Consider the following 19,394-nt stretch of genomic DNA (forward strand, 5'->3'; position numbering starts at 1 on the left):
CTCAGCGCTCGGCGGCGGCGACGGCGGCGGGCTCGGCCGCGATCCGGCCGTCGACCAGCTGGACGGTGCGGTCGGCGTACCGGGCGAGCGCCGGGTCGTGGGTGGCCAGCACGAGGGTCAGCGCGTGCGAGCGGGCGGCGCTGGCCAGTATCCGCAGGACCTGCTCGCGGTCGTCGTGGTGCAGCGGCGCGGTGGGGTCGTCGGCGAAGACCACCGGCGGCTGCGGGGCCAGCGCGCGGGCGACGGCGATCCGCTGGCGCAGGTCCTGCCGCAGGTCGGCGGGGCGCAGCCGGGCGCAGTCGGCGACGTCGAGGCGCTCCAGCCAGTCGCCGGCGGCCTGGTACGCGGCCCGGTGGCCGGCGCCGGCCAGCAGCAGCGGGAGGGCGACGTTCTCGCGGGCGGTCAGTTCCGGCACCAGGTGCGGCTCGGGGCCGACGTAGCCGAAGCGCTCGCGGCGGAGCTTCTCGCGCCCGGCCCGGCCCAGGGTGTGCACGGGGGAGCTGTGGAACCAGACCTCGCCCTCGTCGACCGGGAGCTGCGCGGACAGGCAGCCGAGCAGGGTGGACTTGCCGGAGCCGCGCGGGCCGGTGACGGCGAGCATCTCGCCCTCCCGGACGCCCAGCGAGACGCCGCGCAGGGCGGGGGTGCCGTGGTGGGACTTGACGATGCCTCGGGCCCAGAGCACGTCGTTGTCGGGCGGGGCCGCTGACATGAGATCCATCCAGGTGCCGACGGGGATATGACAGTCGTCAGATTAGAACGATCGGGCGGGGGCGCGGGTGCGCCGCACTGCCCCGAACATGGATGAACCACCCCGAAAGCGGCGTGTCGGGGCGCGGATTCACCCTGCTGGAGGTCCGGGCCGGGCGCGGGGCGCCCCCGGACGCGCCGAAGGGCGGTCCCGGCGGTGAGGAGCCGGGGCCGCCCTTCGGTGGAGGGTGGGGAAGGAGGATCAGATCTTCTGCCACGCGTCGGAGAGGCTGGTCCGCAGGATCTGCTCGATCTCGTCGAAGGTCGACTGGTCGGAGATCAGCGGCGGGGCCAGCTGCACGACCGGGTCGCCGCGGTCGTCGGCGCGGCAGTACAGGCCGTTGTCGAACAGCGCCTTGGAGAGGAAGCCGTACAGGACGCGCTCGACCTCGTCGTCGTTGAACGACTCCTTGGTGACCTTGTCCTTGACGAGCTCGATGCCGTAGAAGTACCCGTTGCCGCGGACGTCGCCGACGATCGGCAGGTCGCGCAGCTTGTTCAGGGTGGCCAGGAACTTCGACTCGTTGTCGAGGACGTGCTGGTTGAGGCCCTCGCGCTCGAAGATGTCGAGGTTGGCCAGCGCCACCGCGGAGGAGACCGGGTGGCCGCCGAAGGTGTAGCCGTGCAGGAAGGTGTTGTCACCCTTGTAGAACGGCTCGGCGATGCGGTCCGAGATGATCGTGGCGCCGATCGGGGAGTAGCCCGAGGTCATGCCCTTGGCGCAGGTGATCATGTCCGGCACGTAGCCGAACTTGTCGGCGCCGAACATGGTGCCCAGGCGGCCGAAGGCGCAGATGACCTCGTCCGAGACCAGCAGCACGTCGTGGCGGTCGCAGATCTCGCGCAGGCGCTGGAAGTACCCGGGCGGCGGCGGGAAGCAGCCGCCGGCGTTCTGCACCGGCTCGACGAAGACGGCGGCGACGGTCTCGGGGCCCTCGAAGAGGATGGCCTGCTCGATCTCGTCGGCGGCCCAGCGGCCGTAGGCCTCCGGGTCGACCGTGCCGTCGGGGCCGGCCAGGAAGGCCGGGGCGCGGTAGATATTGGTGTTCGGGGCCTTGTGGGTGCCCGGCACCAGCGGCTCGAACGGGGCCTTCAGGCCCGGCAGGCCGGTGATGGACAGCGCGCCCTGCGGGGTGCCGTGGTAGGCGACCGCGCGGGAGATGACCTTGTACTTGGTCGGCTTGCCGGTCAGCTTGAAGTACTGCTTGGCCAGCTTCCAGGCGGTCTCGACGGCCTCGCCGCCACCGGTGGAGAAGAACACCTTGTTCAGGTCGCCCGGGGCGTAGTTCGCCAGGCGCTCGGCCAGCTCGACGGCCTTCGGGTGGGCGTAGCTCCACACCGGGAAGAAGGCGAGCTCCTTGGCCTGCTTGGCGGCGGCCTCGGCGAGCTCCTCGCGGCCGTGGCCCGCCTGCACCACGAAGAGGCCGGCCAGGCCGTCGAGGTACTTGCGGCCCTTGTCGTCCCAGACGTAGGTGCCCTCGCCCTTGACGATCGTCGGCACGGGGGAGTTCTCGTACGACGACATGCGGGTGAAGTGCATCCACAGGTGGTCGTAGGCGGTCTTGGAAAGGTCCTTCTGGGCCGGGTCGGCTGTCATCGGGTGCCCCAGGTGTAGGTCTGTTTCCGGAGCTTCAGGTAAACGAAGCTCTCGGTGCTCCGCACGCCGGGAAGCGAGCGGATGCGCTTGTTGATCAGTTCGAGAAGGTGCTCGTCGTCCTCGCACACCAGCTCGGCGAGGAGGTCGAACGAACCCGCGGTGCACACCACGTAGTCGACCTCGTCGAAGGCGGCCAGCGCGTCGGCGACCGGTTCGATGTCGCCCTCCACGCGGATGCCCACCATCGCCTGGCGGGTGAATCCGACGGTGAGGGGGTCGGTCACGGCGACGATCTGCATCACGCCCTGGTCGAGCAGCTTCTGGACGCGTTGCCGGACGGCCGCCTCGGACAGGCCCACGGCCTTGCCGATGGCGGCGTACGGACGGCGCCCGTCCTCCTGGAGCTGCTCGATGATCGCCTTGGAGGCGGCGTCGAGGGGAACGCTGGCGTTCCGGTCACGGTTGGCCACGCCGCCACTGTGCCCGACGGGCGGCGGAAGCGCAAGCGTCGACTCTGCTGATTTCGTCGCCGATTCGAAGAAGTGGCGCGGAAAGCGTGGTGTCCGATGCGAGCCCCTGTCGATACCGGAAGCCCAATGGGTACTCTGGCTACGTACCCGCGCGCGCCTGCACACCGCCGATCGTGGCTTGTCGCTGACATGCCGTGGCCGTCCCGACCCCGGAGTAACCTGACGCCCGGGGCTGCAACGACGCAGGCCCAGACCGAGGAGAGACCGTGAGCGAGCTTCGTACGCTGCGCAACTACATCAACGGCGAGTTCGTCGACGCGGCGGACGGCCGCACGCTCGACGTCGTCGACCCGACCACGGGCGAGGTCTACGCGACCTCCCCGCTCTCCGGCGCGGCCGACGTGGACGCCGCGATGGCCGCCGCCGCGGCCGCGTTCCCGGTCTGGCGGGACTCCACCCCGGCCCTCCGGCAGAAGCTGCTGCTCAAGGTCGCGGACGCGGTCGAGGCCCGGGCCGACGAGATCGTGGACGCCGAGGTCCGCAACACCGGCAAGCCGCGCGGGCTGACCCTCTCCGAGGAGATCGGCCCGATGGTCGACCAGCTGCGCTTCTTCGCCGGTGCCGCCCGCCTGCTGGAGGGCAAGGCCGCGGGCGAGTACATGGACGGGCTGACCTCGATCGTCCGCCGCGAGCCGGTCGGCGTCTGCGCGCAGGTCGCGCCGTGGAACTACCCGATGATGATGGCGGTGTGGAAGTTCGCCCCGGCGATCGCCGCGGGCAACGCCGTGGTGCTCAAGCCGTCCGACACCACCCCCGCCTCCACCGTGCTGCTGGCCGAGATCATCGGCGGCGTGCTGAAGGACCTCGACCTGCCGGCCGGCGTCTTCAACGTGATCTGCGGCGACCGCGAGACCGGCCGCCTGATGGTCGAGCACCGCACCCCGGCGATGGCCTCCATCACCGGCTCGGTCCGGGCCGGCATGCAGGTCGCCGAGTCCGCCGCGAAGGACGTCAAGCGCGTCCACCTGGAGCTCGGCGGCAAGGCCCCGGTCGTGGTCTTCGAGGACGCCGACATCGCCGAGGCCGTCGAGGGCATCGCGACCGCCGGCTACTTCAACGCCGGCCAGGACTGCACCGCCGCCACCCGCGTCCTGGTGCACGAGTCGATCCACGACGCCTTCGTCGAGGCGCTCGCCAAGACCGCCGCCGACACCAAGACCGGCGGCGTGGACGACGAGGACGTGCTCTACGGCCCGCTCAACAACGCCAACCAGCTCAAGCAGGTGGCCGGCTTCATCGAGCGCCTGCCCGCGCACGCCAAGATCGAGGCCGGCGGCCACCGGGTCGGCGACAAGGGCTACTTCTGGGCGGCGACCGTGGTCTCCGGCCTGAAGCAGGACGACGAGATCATCCAGAACGAGGTCTTCGGCCCGGTCATCACCGTGCAGAAGTTCACCGACGAGGAGCAGGCCGTCGAGTACGCCAACGGCGTCGAGTACGCGCTCGCCTCCTCGGTGTGGACCAAGGACCACGCCCGCGCGATGCGGATGTCCCGCCGGCTCGACTTCGGCTGCGTGTGGATCAACACCCACATCCCGCTGGTCGCCGAGATGCCGCACGGCGGGTTCAAGAAGTCCGGCTACGGCAAGGACCTGTCGTCGTACGGGTTCGAGGACTACACCCGGATCAAGCACGTCATGACCGCGATCTAGCGGGTCAGGACGATCGGACGCAGTATGACCGCGATCTGATCGTTTAGCGGTACGGGCGGGGGCGCGGGGAGACTCTTCCCGCGCCCCGGCTTTTCACCCTGTCAGGGCGGCGCGCGACTCGCGTGACAGGATGAAGCTGCCCCGGGCGAGGCGGCCTCCCTACGCTGGTCGCATGAGCACTCCCACCGCTGACTCGGCCGCCGGGCAGGCCGTCAAGGCCGCCGACCGCGCGCACGTCTTCCACTCGTGGTCCGCCCAGGCACTGATCGACCCCCTCGCGGTGGCCGGTGCCGAGGGCTCCTACTTCTGGGACTATGACGGCAACCGCTACCTGGACTTCTCCTCGCAGCTGGTGAACACCAACATCGGCCACCAGCACCCGAAGGTGGTCGCGGCGATCCAGGCGAAGGCCGCGCAGCTGTGCACCATCGCCCCGGGCTTCGCCGAGGAGTCGCGCAGCGAGGCCGCCCGGCTGATCGCCGAGCGAACCCCGGGCGACCTGGACAAGATCTTCTTCACCAACGGCGGCGCCGAGGCGAACGAGAACGCGATCCGGATGGCCCGGCTGCACACCGGTCGGCACAAGGTGCTCTCCACCTACCGCTCGTACCACGGCGCCACCGCCAACGCGATCGCCCTGACCGGCGACCCGCGCCGCTGGGCGAACGAGGCCGGCGTGTCGGGCATCGTGCACTTCTGGGGCCCGTACCCGTACCGCTCGAACTTCCACGCCGAGAACGAGGCGCAGGAGTGCGAGCGCGCGCTGGCGCACCTGGAGCAGACCCTCGCGTTCGAGGGCCCGGGCACCGTCGCGGCGATCATCCTGGAGACCGTGGTCGGCACCGCGGGCATCCTGGTGCCGCCGGCCGGGTACCTGGCGGGCGTGCGGGAGATCTGCGACCGCTACGGGATCGTGTTCATCCTGGACGAGGTGATGGCCGGGTTCGGCCGCACCGGCGAGTGGTTCGCCGCCGACCACTGGGGCATCACCCCGGACCTGCTGACCTTCGCCAAGGGCGTCAACTCCGGTTACCTGCCGCTGGGCGGCGTGGCGATCTCCGGCGCCATCGCCGAGACCTTCGCGCAGAAGGCGTTCCCGGGCGGCCTGACCTACTCGGGCCACCCGCTGGCCTGCGCCTCCGCCGTGGCGACGATCAACACGATGGCCGAGGAGGGCATCGTGGAGAACGCCAAGCACATCGGCGAGAGCGTGCTCGGCCCCGGCCTGCGCGAGCTGGCCGAGCGCCACCCGTCGATCGGCGAGGTGCGCGGCCTGGGCGTGTTCTGGGCGCTGGACCTGGTGAAGAACCGGGAGACCCGCGAGCCGCTGGTGCCGTACAACGCGGCCGGCGCCGACAACGCGCCGATGGCGCAGCTCGCGGCGGCCTGCAAGCAGCGCGGCCTGTGGCCGTTCACCAACATGAACCGCTTCCACGTGGTGCCGCCGTGCAACGTCAGCGCGGAGGAGGCCAAGACCGGCCTCGCGGTGCTGGACGAGGTGCTCACCCTCACCGACGCGCACACCGTCTGACGGTCATTCACGACTCCTCCACCGGGCCCCGGACGATCCGTCCGGGGCCCGGTGACGTCTCTGCCGACCCGGCCAGTACGATGATCCGCCTGATTGGCAGAGCAAAGGAAAGACCATGGGGGACACGGGGTTTCGGGGCGGACCCGGGGCATTCGCGGCGTACGGCGCGGGCCAGTACCAGCAGCAGCACCCCGGCGCGGCGCCGCAGGTCTACGAGCCGCACCGGCTCGGCGGCGGCTCCCACCTGCCGCTGATCGCACCGCACCTGGCGCCCGGCGAGCGGGTGCACGCCGTCGTCGACGTCCAGCTCAGCGATCTGCTGCGCCGGGTGCCCCGCCGCCACCGGCCCAAGGAGCGGGACGGCCTGATCCGGGTGCTGGACCTCCTGTTCAACGCCGTCGCCGTGGTCGCCGAGGCGGTCGAGGAGGCCGTCGGCGGCTTCTTCCGCAACCTGCGGCGGATCTTCCGCGGCCGCGGCCTCGCCGGCGGCTGGGAGAGCCAGGCCGGCCGGTTCGCCGTCCAGGTGCTGACCGGCGGCCGGGCCGGGGTCAGGTACGAGAACCGCAGCACCACGCTGGTCTTCACCGACCACCGGATCCTGCTCGGCGACACCCTCTCCCAGGGCTACGACCGGTACGGCGAGATCCCGCGCGCCCAGCTCGCCAGGATCGAACCGCGCAACGGCTCCTGGTCCAGCCGGGTCGAGGCGTACTTCGCGGACGGCTCCCGGGTCGCGCTCGACGTCAGCCCCGACAGCCACGTCCGGGCCCTGGAGACGCTGCTCCGCGGCCAGCTCCCGCCGCCGCGGCAGGGGAACTGACGGAAGCGGTGGAACCGGCGCCGCCGGTCAGCGGCGCACCGCGTCCAGCGCCAGCAGCGCCACGTGCAGCGACAGGCAGGACTCCACCTGGTCCAGGTCCACGCCCAGGATCCGCTCCACCTTGTGCAGCCGGTCGTAGAAGGACGGGCGGGACAGGTGCGCGGCGTCCGCCGCCGCCGACTTGTTCCGCCCCTGCTCCAGGTAGATCCGCAGCATCTGCACCAGCTGCCCGCCGTGCTCCGCGTCGTACGCCAGCAGCGGGCCCAACTCCCGCTCCACGTACGTCTGCAGGCGCTCGTCGTCACGCAGCAGGTGCAGCAGGCCGCGCAGCCGGACGTCCGGCAGCCGGTAGTACGCGGCCCGGCCGCCCGGCGCGTCGTGCAGCGCCGCGTCCGCGACCTGGGTGGCCTCCAGCAGGGTGCGCCGGGCGTCGCGGACCGAGCCCACCGAGGAGCCCACCGCTATCACCGGCTCGGCCGCCGAACCGTCCCGGCCCGCCTCCGCCGACAGCCGGCGCAGCGCCGCCGCGAACGCCTCCAGCGAGGCGTGCTCCTCCTGCTGCGAGCCCAGCGCCACCAGCAGGCCCACCCCCTCGTCGTCCAGCGCGCCCACCAGCGCCGACAGCCGGGAGGTGCGGATCGCGGTCGCCGCCAGCTCGGTGAAGTCCCGCAGCCGGGCCTGTGCCTCCAGCGCCGCCGGCAGCGGACCCTGCCGCTGCCGCAGCACCACGCCCACCAGCCGGCGCCCCTCCAGCGGCACGCCCAGCGCCTGCGCGCGCAGCGCCACCTCGGAGACGGTCAGCGCGTGGGTCAGGATGCCCGACAGCAGGGTGCGGTGGGTCTGCCGCTCCAGCGACTCTCGGTCGCGCACCACCAGCCGGTTCAGCGCCAGCGTCGCCGCGCCGCGCTCCAGCAGCATCGCGTGCGGGTGCGGCACGTCCGGCGGCAGCGGCACCGGCTCGTCCACCAGCACCAGCCGCCCCCAGTCCTGGCCGCGCGCGCCCACCGTGGTCACCAGCCAGCCCGAACGCGGGTCGTACCCGGTGCGGCCCGGCAGGTGGACGCCCCGCGAACGGTGCTCCCAGTTCTCCAGCAGCTCCTGTTCGCCGCGGCCCGCCGTGTCGTGCGCCAGCACCTGGTGCGCCAGGTTCTCCAGCACCACCGGCGCGCCCCCCATCCGGGCCACCTGCCGCACCACCTCGGCGGGCTCGGCGCCCTCGGTGGCCAGCTCGTTGAACACCTGGTGCACCGCCTCCGACACCCGCAGCTGCTCCAGCTGCGCGTTCACCACCAGCGCGTGCACCGCCTCGGTCACCGCGACGAACTTCAGCTCCCGGCGCAGCGCCACCAGCGGCAGGCCGTGCCGCTCCGCCGCCGCCACCAGCGCCCGCGGCAGCGAGTCGAAGTACCGGCGGCCGAACTCGATCACCAGCCCGGCCACCCCGACCTCGGCCAGCTCCCGCACGTACCGGGCCAGCCCCTCCCGGTCCTCCGGCAGCGCGATGCCGGTCGACAGCACCAGCTCGCCGCCGCGCAGCACCCCCGCCACGTCCGGCAGCTCGCTCACGTGCACCCAGCGCACCGGGCGCTCCAGCGCACCGGACCCGGCCACCACCTGGGGCAGGCCGCGCCGCATCACGTCCAGGTCGAGCACGCGGGCGACGGTGGGCAGCATCGCGGGTACCTCCGGGGGGTTCGCAGGGTGTCAGGTCAATCATGCTCGACGGCGACGCCCTGTCGCCCGGACGCAGCCTTGCAGCGTGTAAGGCCCTTCGTTCCGCCCGTTGCTGAGTGACGCTTGCCCCGGGCACCCGAACCGAGGCATCGTCGGCCGGGTCGAGTAGGCAATGGAGGCAACTCATGGACCTGACCAGCTTCAACGACGGCGCGCAGCACATCGCGGGCCGCCCGGCCCGGAGCCCGGGCGGCGAACCCTTCGCCGTGGTCAACCCGGCGAACGGCGCCACCGTGCAGCAGGTCGAGCTCGCCACCGCCGCCGACGTCGACACCGCCGTCGCCGCCGCCCGCGCCGCCCTGCCCGAGTGGTCCGGCGCCACCCCCGGCGCCCGGTCCGAGGCCCTGAACCGCCTCGCCGGCATCCTCGCCGAGCACGCCGAGGAGTTCGCCCGCACCGAGACCGCGCAGACCGGCAAGCCGATCAAGCTGTCCACCGAGTTCGACGTCCCCGGGACCATCGACAACACCGCGTTCTTCGCCAGCGCCGCCCGCAACCTCGAAGGCAAGGCCGCCGGCGAGTACAGCGGCGACCACACCTCGTACGTGCGCCGCGAGGCGATCGGCGTGATCGGCAGCATCGCGCCCTGGAACTACCCGCTGCAGATGGCCGCCTGGAAGATCCTCCCGGCCGTCGCCGCCGGGAACACCATCGTCCTCAAGCCCGCCGAGATCACCCCGCTGACCTCGCTGATGTTCGCCCGCGCCTGCACCGCGGCCGGCATCCCCGACGGTGTCGTCAACGTCGTCACCGGCGCCGGACGCACCGCTGGCGAACACCTGATCGGCCACCCCGACGTCGCCATGGTCTCCTTCACCGGCTCCACCGCCGTCGGCAAGCGCGTCGCCGAGATCGCCACCGCCACCGTCAAGCGCACCCACCTCGAACTCGGCGGCAAGGCCCCCTTCGTGGTCTTCGACGACGCCGACCTCGACGCCGCCGTGCACGGAGCGGTCGCCGCCTCCCTGATCAACAGCGGCCAGGACTGCACCGCAGCCACCCGCGCCTACGTCCAGCGCCCGCTGTACGACGCCTTCGTGGCCGGCGTCGCCGAGCTCTACGACGGCATCCGGCTCGGCGACCCGCTGAACCCGCAGACCGACATGGGCCCGCTGGTCTCCTTCACCCACCGCGACCGCGTCGCCGGCTTCGTCGAGCGCGCCCGCGCCTACGCCACCGTCGTCACCGGCGGCGCCGCCACCGGCAAGGGCCACGACGGCACCGACCTCTCGCTCGGCGCCTACCACCGCCCCACCCTGATCACCGGTGCCGCCCAGGACAGCGAGGTCGTCCAGGGCGAGATCTTCGGCCCGGTGCTCGTCGTGCTGCCCTTCGACAGCGACGAGGAGGGCCTGCGGCTCGCCAACGACACCCCCTACGGCCTGGCCGCCTCCGCCTGGACCCGCGACGTCCACCGCTCGCTGCGCGCCACCCGCGAGATCGCGGCCGGCTGCGTCTGGGTCAACGACCACATCCCGATCATCAGCGAGATGCCGCACGGCGGGTACAAGGCGTCCGGCTACGGCAAGGACATGTCGCAGTACTCGCTCGACGAGTACACCCAGGTCAAGCACGTCATGTTCGACACCACCGCCGTCGCCCGCAAGGACTGGCACCGGACGATCTTCGGCGACCGCTGACCGGTTCCCCGAACAGTTCCTCCCCGGTTCTGCGGCCGACCGCCGACGGATCTCCGGCGGTCCCGCGGCCCCGGCCGTCCGGAGATCCGTGTAAGAGATCCCCGGTACCCCGCTCTCCCGGGTGACGACAGCAGGCACCCGCCCGCCGCGCGCCACCCGGGAGAGACGAGGAACCCCACGTGAGCACCACCCGCCACCCCAGCGCCCTGCACTGGCTGGCCGCCGCCGCCCCCGACCCCGAAGCCTGCCGCGCCGCCTGGGAACGCACCGGGTTCGGCCTCGCCCTGCTGCCCGCCGGCCGCCGCTGGGACGTCCTGCACGCACCCGGCCCGCTCGGCCGACCCGCCGCCGCCCTGCTCGACCGATCCGGTGCCGGCCCCGTCCTGGAGGACCCGGACGGCGACACCGTCGGCTTCCTCGTCCCCGTCGGCACCGCCGGACGCTGGACCGGCACCGGCATCCGCACCTCCGGCCACGGCACCTGGATCGCCGTCCCGCACCCCACCCGCCCCACCCGCGGCCCGCACTGGCTGATCCCGCCGCGCCCCGGCGGACGGCTCGTCGACCCCCGCGCCCTCGAACTCGCCCTGCACGACGCCGCCGCGCACCTGCGCAGGCCCCGCTAGGCGCCACCAGGTGCTGGCGTCGTAGCAGTCACGGCCGCAGCGATCACGGCCGTGGCGGGTAGGGCCGTGGCGGGTACGGCCGACTGGACGCGGCAGGACGGGACAGACTGTCCAGCATGGACGACACCAGCCCCGTCGAGCCCGCGGACCACGGCACCGCCGACCCCGGCACCGCCGACCGCGCCGCGCTGCTCGCCGACGCCCAGCCGTACTGCCTGGAGCACGCCCTCGCCCTGGCCGGCCCCGACGCGCTGCGCCTGCACGGCCTGGCCGCCCCCGTCCACGACACCGGCCTGCTGCTGGTCACTGCCGGGGGCCCGCCGCTCGCCGACCTCGCCGCCGGGCTCGCCGAGACCCTGCGCGCCGCCGGCCACCGCGTCCGGCAGGCGCCCGGCAGCGCGCGCCGGTGCCAACTCGCCGTCAGCGTGCCCGCCGCCGGTCCGGGGGAGCCGTCCCTCGGCAGCCTGGCCGGGACCGACACCGACGGTGCCGCCGGGCAGCCGGAGCTCGGCGTCGAACTGCGCCGCGAACCGCTGCGCCACCCGCCGACCCTCCCCGCCGGAGCCCCCGTCCCCGTCGCCGCGCTGGACGACACCGCCGCGCTCGCCGTCCTCACCCTCTGCGAGCGCGCCCTGCCCACCGACCTGCACGCGCTGCACGCCCTCACCGCGCAGCGGCGCGAAGGCGAACTCCTCGCCCTGGCCGGTGCGTTCGACGAGGACTTCAGCACCCGTACGCTCGCCGACCGGCTGGAGACCGCCGCCGCCCTGCTGCCGCCCGAGACCGACACCGCCGACACCCGCAAGTGGGCCGAGACCTGGGCCCAGGACCTGCGCCTCGACCTGCTGGAGACCACCGAGCTCGCCGACGGCCTGTACGACCCCTACCTGCACGACCCCTCCCCGGACGCCCACCCGGACCGCGCCGGAGCCGACCCGGCCGACCCCACCGACGACCTGTAAGGGTGAATCGCGCTTCTCCGTCAGGGTGCTCGTTGAGCGGGCCCGCCGTCCCGCGCAGACTGGAGGACGAGCGCGGGACACCGTGGACAGTCGGAGGCAGAGACCCTTGAGCAGCAAGCACATCACCCACTGGATCGGCGGCCAGTACGTCGCCACCGCCGGAACCGCGCCCCGCCGCGGCGACATCCACGACCCGGCCACCGGCCAGGTCACCGGCCAGGTCGACTTCGCCGAGATCGCCGAGGTGGACCAAGCCGTCGCCGCCGCCGCCCAGGCCTTCACCGGCTGGCGCAAGGCCTCGATCGCCAAGCGCACCCAGGTGCTGTTCAACTTCCGCGAGCTGTTCAACGCCCGCAAGGACGAGCTCGCCGCGATCATCGTCTCCGAGCACGGCAAGGTGCACTCCGACGCCCTCGGCGAGCTTGCCCGCGGCCAGGAGGTCGTCGAGTACGCCTGCGGCATCCCGCAGCTGATCAAGGGCGGCTTCACCGAGCAGGCCTCCACCGGCGTCGACGTCTACTCGATCCGCCAGCCGCTCGGCCCGGTCGCCATCATCTCGCCGTTCAACTTCCCGGCCATGGTGCCGATGTGGTTCTTCCCGATCGCGATCGCGGCCGGCAACACGGTCGTCCTCAAGCCGTCCGAGAAGGACCCGTCCGCCGCCAACTTCATCGCCGAGCTGTGGAAGGAGGCCGGCCTCCCCGACGGCGTCTTCAACGTCGTCCACGGCGACAAGGTCTCCGTCGACCGCCTGCTGGAGCACCCCGACGTCAAGTCGGTCTCCTTCGTCGGCTCCACCCCCATCGCCCGCTACGTGTACGAGAACGGCACCCGCTACGGCAAGCGCGTGCAGGCCCTCGGCGGCGCCAAGAACCACATGCTGGTGCTCCCCGACGCCGACCTCGACCTGGCCGCCGACGCCGCCATCAACGCCGGCTTCGGCGCGGCCGGCGAGCGCTGCATGGCCGTCTCCGTCCTGGTCGCCGTCGACCCGATCGGTGACGAGCTGGTCGCCAAGATCAAGGAGCGGATGGCCACCCTCAAGGTCGGCCCCGGCTGCAACGGCGACTCCGAGATGGGCCCGCTGGTCACCGGCGTGCACCGCGACAAGGTCACCTCCTACGTCGAGTCCGGCGTCGCCGACGGTGCCGAGCTCGCCGTCGACGGCCGCAAGCACCCCATCGCCGCCGAGGACGCCAAGGGCGCCCCCACCGCCGACGGCTTCTGGCTCGGCCCCACCCTGTTCGACCACGTCAAGCCGGGCATGTCCGTCTACAACGATGAGATCTTCGGCCCGATCCTGTCGGTCGTCCGGGTCCCCTCCTACGACGAGGGCCTGGAGCTCATCAACGCCAACCCGTACGGCAACGGCACCGCCATCTTCACCAACGACGGCGGCGCGGCCCGGCGCTTCCAGAACGAGGTGGAGGTCGGCATGGTCGGCATCAACGTGCCGATCCCCGTCCCCGTCGCCTACTACTCCTTCGGCGGCTGGAAGGCCTCGCTGTTCGGCGACAGCCACGCCTACGGCGCCGACGGCGTCCAGTTCTTCACCCGCGGCAAGGCCGTCACCCAGCGCTGGCTCGACCCCTCGCACGGCGGCATCAACCTGGGCTTCCCCACCAACAACTGAGCAGCCCACCGCGCCCCGGCGTGACGGAAGGCCGGCCCCCACCCGGGGCCGGCCTTCCGGCTGTCCGGCGCCCGGCCACGCCTCCGGCCAGGCGATGTTTGCACCTGGCGCGGATCCGGCGTAGTGTTCACTGGTCGCTCGGCAGGGAGCACCGGACACGCATCTGTGTGGACGGTCCCGGGGCGGCCAATCCCCTGAGAAACCAGTTCGATGATCCGTGACGGGTCGCGTCCTTTTCGCGTCCCCGTTCGTATTGTCGGCGTGCGCTTTTCCGGAGATTGCGGCCGATTCGCTTTGCGAAGCGGGGATCGGCTAGAGTTTGAAACGTCGGACGGGGCGTCAAGCCGCAGAAGACGAAAGCGAGTCGGGAAAGAGCACAGGCTCGGATCTGATAAGCTGGAAACACGAAAGAACGAAGCGCCCGGAGATGCGGTCGGAAGGCCGGTCGAAGGAAGCGTCCGTTCCTTGAGAACTCAACAGCGTGCCAAAAGTCAACGCCAGATATGTTGACATCCCCGGCCGGCCGGTATCGGTTGGTTGGAGATTCCTTTATGAAGTATCACTAGCGAGGACGCAGTGCGCGGGGCCGCCTTATTCCGGTGGTTGCCGTGCCGCTCTTTCGTGAGAAGCATTCACGGAGAGTTTGATCCTGGCTCAGGACGAACGCTGGCGGCGTGCTTAACACATGCAAGTCGAACGGTGAAGCCCTTCGGGGTGGATCAGTGGCGAACGGGTGAGTAACACGTGGGGAATCTGCCCTGAACTCTGGGACAAGCCTTGGAAACGAGGTCTAATACCGGATACGACCGTCTCCCGCATGGGGGTCGGTGGAAAGCTCCGGCGGTTCAGGATGATCCCGCGGCCTATCAGCTTGTTGGTGGGGTAATGGCCTACCAAGGCGACGACGGGTAGCCGGCCTGAGAGGGCGACCGGCCACACTGGGACTGAGACACGGCCCAGACTCCTACGGGAGGCAGCAGTGGGGAATATTGCACAATGGGCGAAAGCCTGATGCAGCGACGCCGCGTGAGGGATGACGGCCTTCGGGTTGTAAACCTCTTTCAGCAGGGAAGAAGCGCAAGTGACGGTACCTGCAGAAGAAGCACCGGCTAACTACGTGCCAGCAGCCGCGGTAATACGTAGGGTGCGAGCGTTGTCCGGAATTATTGGGCGTAAAGAGCTCGTAGGCGGCCTGTCGCGTCGGATGTGAAAGCCCGGGGCTTAACCCCGGGTCTGCATTCGATACGGGCAGGCTAGAGTGTGGTAGGGGAGATCGGAATTCCTGGTGTAGCGGTGAAATGCGCAGATATCAGGAGGAACACCGGTGGCGAAGGCGGATCTCTGGGCCATTACTGACGCTGAGGAGCGAAAGCGTGGGGAGCGAACAGGATTAGATACCCTGGTAGTCCACGCCGTAAACGTTGGGAACTAGGTGTTGGCGACATTCCACGTCGTCGGTGCCGCAGCTAACGCATTAAGTTCCCCGCCTGGGGAGTACGGCCGCAAGGCTAAAACTCAAAGGAATTGACGGGGGCCCGCACAAGCAGCGGAGCATGTGGCTTAATTCGACGCAACGCGAAGAACCTTACCAAGGCTTGACATACGCCGGAAACGTCTAGAGATAGGCGCCCCCTTGTGGTCGGTGTACAGGTGGTGCATGGTTGTCGTCAGCTCGTGTCGTGAGATGTTGGGTTAAGTCCCGCAACGAGCGCAACCCTTGTTCTGTGTTGCCAGCGAGTAATGTCGGGGACTCACAGGAGACTGCCGGGGTCAACTCGGAGGAAGGTGGGGACGACGTCAAATCATCATGCCCCTTATGTCTTGGGCTGCACACGTGCTACAATGGCCGGTACAAAGGGCTGCGATGCCGTGAGGCGGAGCGAATCCCAAAAAGCCGGTCTCAGTTCGGATTGGGGTCTGCAACTCGACCCCATGAAGTTGGAGTTGCTAGTAATCGCAGATCAGCATGCTGCGGTGAATACGTTCCCGGGCCTTGTACACACCGCCCGTCACGTCACGAAAGTCGGTAACACCCGAAGCCGGTGGCCTAACCCGTAAGGGGAGGAGCCGTCGAAGGTGGGACCAGCGATTGGGACGAAGTCGTAACAAGGTAGCCGTACCGGAAGGTGCGGCTGGATCACCTCCTTTCTAAGGAGCACACGGCCGGATGCGAGCGAATGTCTCGCACGGTTGCTCATGGGTGGAACGTTGACTATTCGGCACAGGAAGCGAACAGGACGCCAGTACTGCCCTTCGGGGCGTGGACCGCGGATCTCTGGGAGTGACTGTGTCGGGCACGTTGTTGGGTCCTGAGGGAACGGCTTGCCGTTGTCTCTGGGATGCCGGCTTCACTTGAGGGTGCGTCATGCTCCCGAGGGTGGGTGTCTGGTCGTTGTTTGAGAACTGCACAGTGGACGCGAGCATCTGTGGCCAAGTTTTTAAGGGCGCACGGTGGATGCCTTGGCACCAGGAACCGATGAAGGACGTGGGAGGCCGCGATAGGCCCCGGGGAGCTGTCAACCGAGCTTTGATCCGGGGGTGTCCGAATGGGGAAACCCGGCAGTCGTCATGGGCTGTCACCCATACCTGAACACATAGGGTATGTGGAGGGAACGCGGGGAAGTGAAACATCTCAGTACCCGCAGGAAGAGAAAACAACCGTGATTCCGGGAGTAGTGGCGAGCGAAACCGGATGAGGCCAAACCTTGAGCGTGTGAGACCCGGCAGGGGTTGCGCTCGAGGGGTTGTGGGAAAGTTCTTCAGTCGTCTGCCGGCGGCTGGGCGAGTCAGAAACCGTATGGGTAGTCGAAGGACATGCGAAAGGTCCGGCGTAGAGGGTAAGACCCCCGTAGACGAAATCTGTACGGCTCGCTTGAGCTTCTCCCAAGTAGCACGGGGCCCGAGAAATCCCGTGTGAATCTGGCGGGACCACCCGCTAAGCCTAAATATTCCCTGGTGACCGATAGCGGATAGTACCGTGAGGGAATGGTGAAAAGTACCGCGGGAGCGGAGTGAAATAGTACCTGAAACCGTGTGCCTACAAGCCGTGGGGGCAGCCTTCGGGCTGTGACTGCGTGCCTTTTGAAGAATGAGCCTGCGAGTTTGCGGTGTGTAGCGAGGTTAACCCGTGTGGGGTAGCCGTAGCGAAAGCGAGTCCGAATAGGGCGTTCGAGTTGCATGCCCAAGACCCGAAGCGGAGTGATCTAGCCATGGGCAGGTTGAAGCGGAGGTAAGACTTCGTGGAGGACCGAACCCACCAGGGTTGAAAACCTGGGGGATGACCTGTGGTTAGGGGTGAAAGGCCAATCAAACTCCGTGATAGCTGGTTCTCCCCGAAATGCATTTAGGTGCAGCGTCGTGTGTTTCTTGCCGGAGGTAGAGCACTGGATAGGCGATGGGCCTCACCGGGTTACTGACCTTAGCCAAACTCCGAATGCCGGTAAGTGAGAGCGCGGCAGTGAGACTGTGGGGGATAAGCTCCATGGTCGAGAGGGAAACAGCCCAGAACACCGACTAAGGTCCCTAAGCGTGTGCTAAGTGGGAAAGGATGTGGAGTCGCAGAGACAACCAGGAGGTTGGCTTAGAAGCAGCCACCCTTGAAAGAGTGCGTAATAGCTCACTGGTCAAGTGATTCCGCGCCGACAATGTAGCGGGGCTCAAGCACACCACCGAAGTCGTGTCATTGCAGCAATACTCCCAACGGAGGCTGTGATGGGTAGGGGAGCGTCGTGTGCCGGGTGAAGCAGCCGAGGAATCGAGTTGTGGACGGTTCACGAGTGAGAATGCAGGCATGAGTAGCGATACAAGAGTGGGAAACTCTTGCGCCGATTGACCAAGGGTTCCTGGGTCAAGCTGATCTGCCCAGGGTAAGTCGGGACCTAAGGCGAGGCCGACAGGCGTAGTCGATGGACAACGGGTTGATATTCCCGTACCCGCTTTGAAGCGCCAACGTCGAACCAGGTGATGCTAAGGCCGTGAAGCCGGCCCGGAGTCTTCGGACGATGGGACGTGGTGGAGCCGCCGGTCCGAGCCTGTAGTAGGTGAGCGATGGGGTGACGCAGGAAGGTAGTCCAGCCCGGGCGGTGGTAGTCCCGGGGTAAGGGTGTAGGACGTTGCGTAGGCAAATCCGCGCAGCACATAGTCTGAGACCTGATGCCGAGCCGATTGTGGTGAAGTGGATGATCCTATGCTGTCGAGAAAAGCCTCTAGCGAGTTTCATGGCGGCCCGTACCCCAAACCGACTCAGGTGGTCAGGTAGAGAATACCGAGGCGTTCGGGTGAACTGTGGTTAAGGAACTCGGCAAAATGCCCCCGTAACTTCGGGAGAAGGGGGGCCATTGCTGGTGACGGGATTTTCTCCCCGAGCTGGTGGTGGCCGCAGAGACCAGCGAGAAGCGACTGTTTACTAAAAACACAGGTCCGTGCGAAGCCGTAAGGCGATGTATACGGACTGACGCCTGCCCGGTGCTGGAACGTTAAGGGGACCGGTTAGTCCGACTTCGGTCGGGCGAAGCTGAGAACTTAAGCGCCAGTAAACGGCGGTGGTAACTATAACCATCCTAAGGTAGCGAAATTCCTTGTCGGGTAAGTTCCGACCTGCACGAATGGCGTAACGACTTCTCGACTGTCTCAACCACAGGCCCGGTGAAATTGCATTACGAGTAAAGATGCTCGTTTCGCGCAGCAGGACGGAAAGACCCCGGGACCTTTACTATAGCTTGATATTGGTGTTCGGTTCGGCTTGTGTAGGATAGGTGGGAGACTGTGAGACCCGGACGCCAGTTCGGGTGGAGTCGACGTTGAAATACCACTCTGGTCGTGCTGGATGTCTAACCTGGGTCCGTGATCCGGATCAGGGACAGTGTCTGGTGGGTAGTTTAACTGGGGCGGTTGCCTCCTAAAGGGTAACGGAGGCGCCCAAAGGTTCCCTCAGCCTGGTTGGCAATCAGGTGTTGAGTGTAAGTGCACAAGGGAGCTTGACTGTGAGACTGACGGGTCGAGCAGGTACGAAAGTAGGGACTAGTGATCCGGCGGTGGCTTGTGGAAGCGCCGTCGCTCAACGGATAAAAGGTACCCCGGGGATAACAGGCTGATCTTCCCCAAGAGTCCATATCGACGGGATGGTTTGGCACCTCGATGTCGGCTCGTCGCATCCTGGGGCTGGAGTAGGTCCCAAGGGTTGGGCTGTTCGCCCATTAAAGCGGTACGCGAGCTGGGTTTAGAACGTCGTGAGACAGTTCGGTCCCTATCCGCTGTGCGCGTAGGAGTGTTGAGAAGGGCTGTCCCTAGTACGAGAGGACCGGGACGGACGAACCTCTGGTGTGCCAGTTGTCCTGCCAAGGGCATGGCTGGTTGGCTACGTTCGGGAGGGATAACCGCTGAAAGCATCTAAGCGGGAAGCCTGCTTCGAGATGAGCACTCCCACCTCCTTGAGAGGGTAAGGCTCCCAGTAGACGACTGGGTTGATAGGCCGGATATGGAAGCCCTGTGAGGGGTGGAGTTGACCGGTACTAATAGGCCGAGGGCTTGTCCTCAGTTGCTCGCGTCCACTGTGTTGTTCTGAAACAACGACCCCCACCCCCGCCGCGGCGGGCGGGTGGGCGGCGAAAAGTTTCACCGTGTTTCGGTGGTCATAGCGTGAGGGAAACGCCCGGTTACATTCCGAACCCGGAAGCTAAGCCTCACAGCGCCGATGGTACTGCAGGGGGGACCCTGTGGGAGAGTAGGACGCCGCCGAACAATCATTCAGGAAAGGGCTCCAGCCGTCAGGCTGGGGCCCTTTCTGCATTTCCGGACCCGCCCAGGCGGCCGCCAGGGGTGGTGCTAGGTCCACCTCAAAGACGGGTGGCACGGCCAATGTGCCGGCCGTGGTGCCGGGGAGAGACTGAGGGCGTTCAGGGAACGGCGTTCGACTTCTCG

At 68.4% G+C, this 19,394-nt stretch carries 11 protein-coding genes and 3 rRNA genes; 10 read left to right on the plus strand and 4 right to left on the minus strand.

All coding sequences use genetic code 11. The features are described from left to right. Window position 1: 1 nt before the first annotated feature. From HUT16_RS24325 to HUT16_RS24335, 3 genes are all read right to left on the minus strand, one after another. Entirely contained in the window at window positions 2-712 is a 711-nt protein-coding gene (locus HUT16_RS24325) for an ABC transporter ATP-binding protein (protein ID WP_176190193.1), read from the minus strand. Window positions 713-952: 240 nt separating this feature from the next. Beyond that, the gene (locus HUT16_RS24330; protein ID WP_014138338.1) at window positions 953-2,347 is read right to left on the minus strand and encodes an aspartate aminotransferase family protein; all 1,395 of its coding nucleotides are present in this window, start codon (window positions 2,345-2,347) and stop codon (window positions 953-955) included. Continuing rightward, complete coding sequence (locus HUT16_RS24335; protein WP_014138339.1) at window positions 2,344-2,817, minus strand: Lrp/AsnC family transcriptional regulator; 474 nt, start codon at window positions 2,815-2,817, stop codon at window positions 2,344-2,346. Before HUT16_RS24335 ends, HUT16_RS24330 begins: the two co-directional genes overlap by 4 nt. Before the next feature lie 266 nt (window positions 2,818-3,083). Here HUT16_RS24335 and HUT16_RS24340 point away from each other — a divergent pair, with 266 nt between their 5' ends. The 3 genes from HUT16_RS24340 to HUT16_RS24350 all read left to right on the plus strand — a co-directional run bounded on the left by HUT16_RS24340 (window position 3,084) and on the right by HUT16_RS24350 (window position 6,880). After that, window positions 3,084-4,529, plus strand: coding sequence for a gamma-aminobutyraldehyde dehydrogenase (locus tag HUT16_RS24340; RefSeq protein WP_176190194.1), 1,446 nt, complete (start codon window positions 3,084-3,086; stop codon window positions 4,527-4,529). A 172-nt stretch (window positions 4,530-4,701) separates the two neighbouring features. After that, window positions 4,702-6,060, plus strand: a complete 1,359-nt coding sequence (locus tag HUT16_RS24345; RefSeq protein ID WP_176190195.1) for an aspartate aminotransferase family protein — start codon at window positions 4,702-4,704, stop codon at window positions 6,058-6,060. A 115-nt stretch (window positions 6,061-6,175) separates the two neighbouring features. Further along, a complete protein-coding gene (locus HUT16_RS24350; protein ID WP_176190196.1) occupies window positions 6,176-6,880 on the plus strand; it encodes a hypothetical protein in 705 nt (234 codons plus the stop codon). Window positions 6,881-6,907: 27 nt separating this feature from the next. Here the strand turns inward: HUT16_RS24350 and HUT16_RS24355 are convergent, their stop codons facing one another. After that, complete coding sequence (locus HUT16_RS24355; protein ID WP_176190197.1) at window positions 6,908-8,554, minus strand: PucR family transcriptional regulator; 1,647 nt, start codon at window positions 8,552-8,554, stop codon at window positions 6,908-6,910. A 185-nt stretch (window positions 8,555-8,739) separates the two neighbouring features. On the opposite strand from HUT16_RS24355, the gene HUT16_RS24360 reads away from it, so the two are divergent. From HUT16_RS24360 to rrf, 7 genes are all read left to right on the plus strand, one after another. Further along, entirely contained in the window at window positions 8,740-10,254 is a 1,515-nt protein-coding gene (locus tag HUT16_RS24360) for a gamma-aminobutyraldehyde dehydrogenase (RefSeq protein WP_176190198.1), read from the plus strand. 179 nt (window positions 10,255-10,433) lie between these two features. Then, window positions 10,434-10,880 (plus strand): hypothetical protein, encoded by a 447-nt coding sequence (locus tag HUT16_RS24365; protein ID WP_176190199.1) that lies wholly within the window; start codon window positions 10,434-10,436, stop codon window positions 10,878-10,880. A 116-nt stretch (window positions 10,881-10,996) separates the two neighbouring features. Next, window positions 10,997-11,842, plus strand: a complete 846-nt coding sequence (locus HUT16_RS24370) for a hypothetical protein (RefSeq protein ID WP_176190200.1) — start codon at window positions 10,997-10,999, stop codon at window positions 11,840-11,842. A 106-nt stretch (window positions 11,843-11,948) separates the two neighbouring features. After that, window positions 11,949-13,475, plus strand: coding sequence for a CoA-acylating methylmalonate-semialdehyde dehydrogenase (locus tag HUT16_RS24375; RefSeq protein WP_176190201.1), 1,527 nt, complete (start codon window positions 11,949-11,951; stop codon window positions 13,473-13,475). A gap of 631 nt (window positions 13,476-14,106) precedes the next feature. After that, window positions 14,107-15,623: ribosomal RNA gene (locus HUT16_RS24380) — 16S ribosomal RNA — on the plus strand. Between the two features lie 280 nt (window positions 15,624-15,903). After that, a 23S ribosomal RNA gene (locus tag HUT16_RS24385) occupies window positions 15,904-19,009 on the plus strand. An 88-nt stretch (window positions 19,010-19,097) separates the two neighbouring features. Continuing rightward, window positions 19,098-19,214: ribosomal RNA gene (gene rrf / locus HUT16_RS24390) — 5S ribosomal RNA — on the plus strand. The 16S, 23S and 5S rRNA genes sit together here, the layout of an rRNA operon. The last annotated feature ends 180 nt before the right edge of the window (window positions 19,215-19,394 follow it).

This window comes from Kitasatospora sp. NA04385 (assembly GCF_013364235.1).
Lineage (GTDB): Bacteria > Actinomycetota > Actinomycetes > Streptomycetales > Streptomycetaceae > Kitasatospora.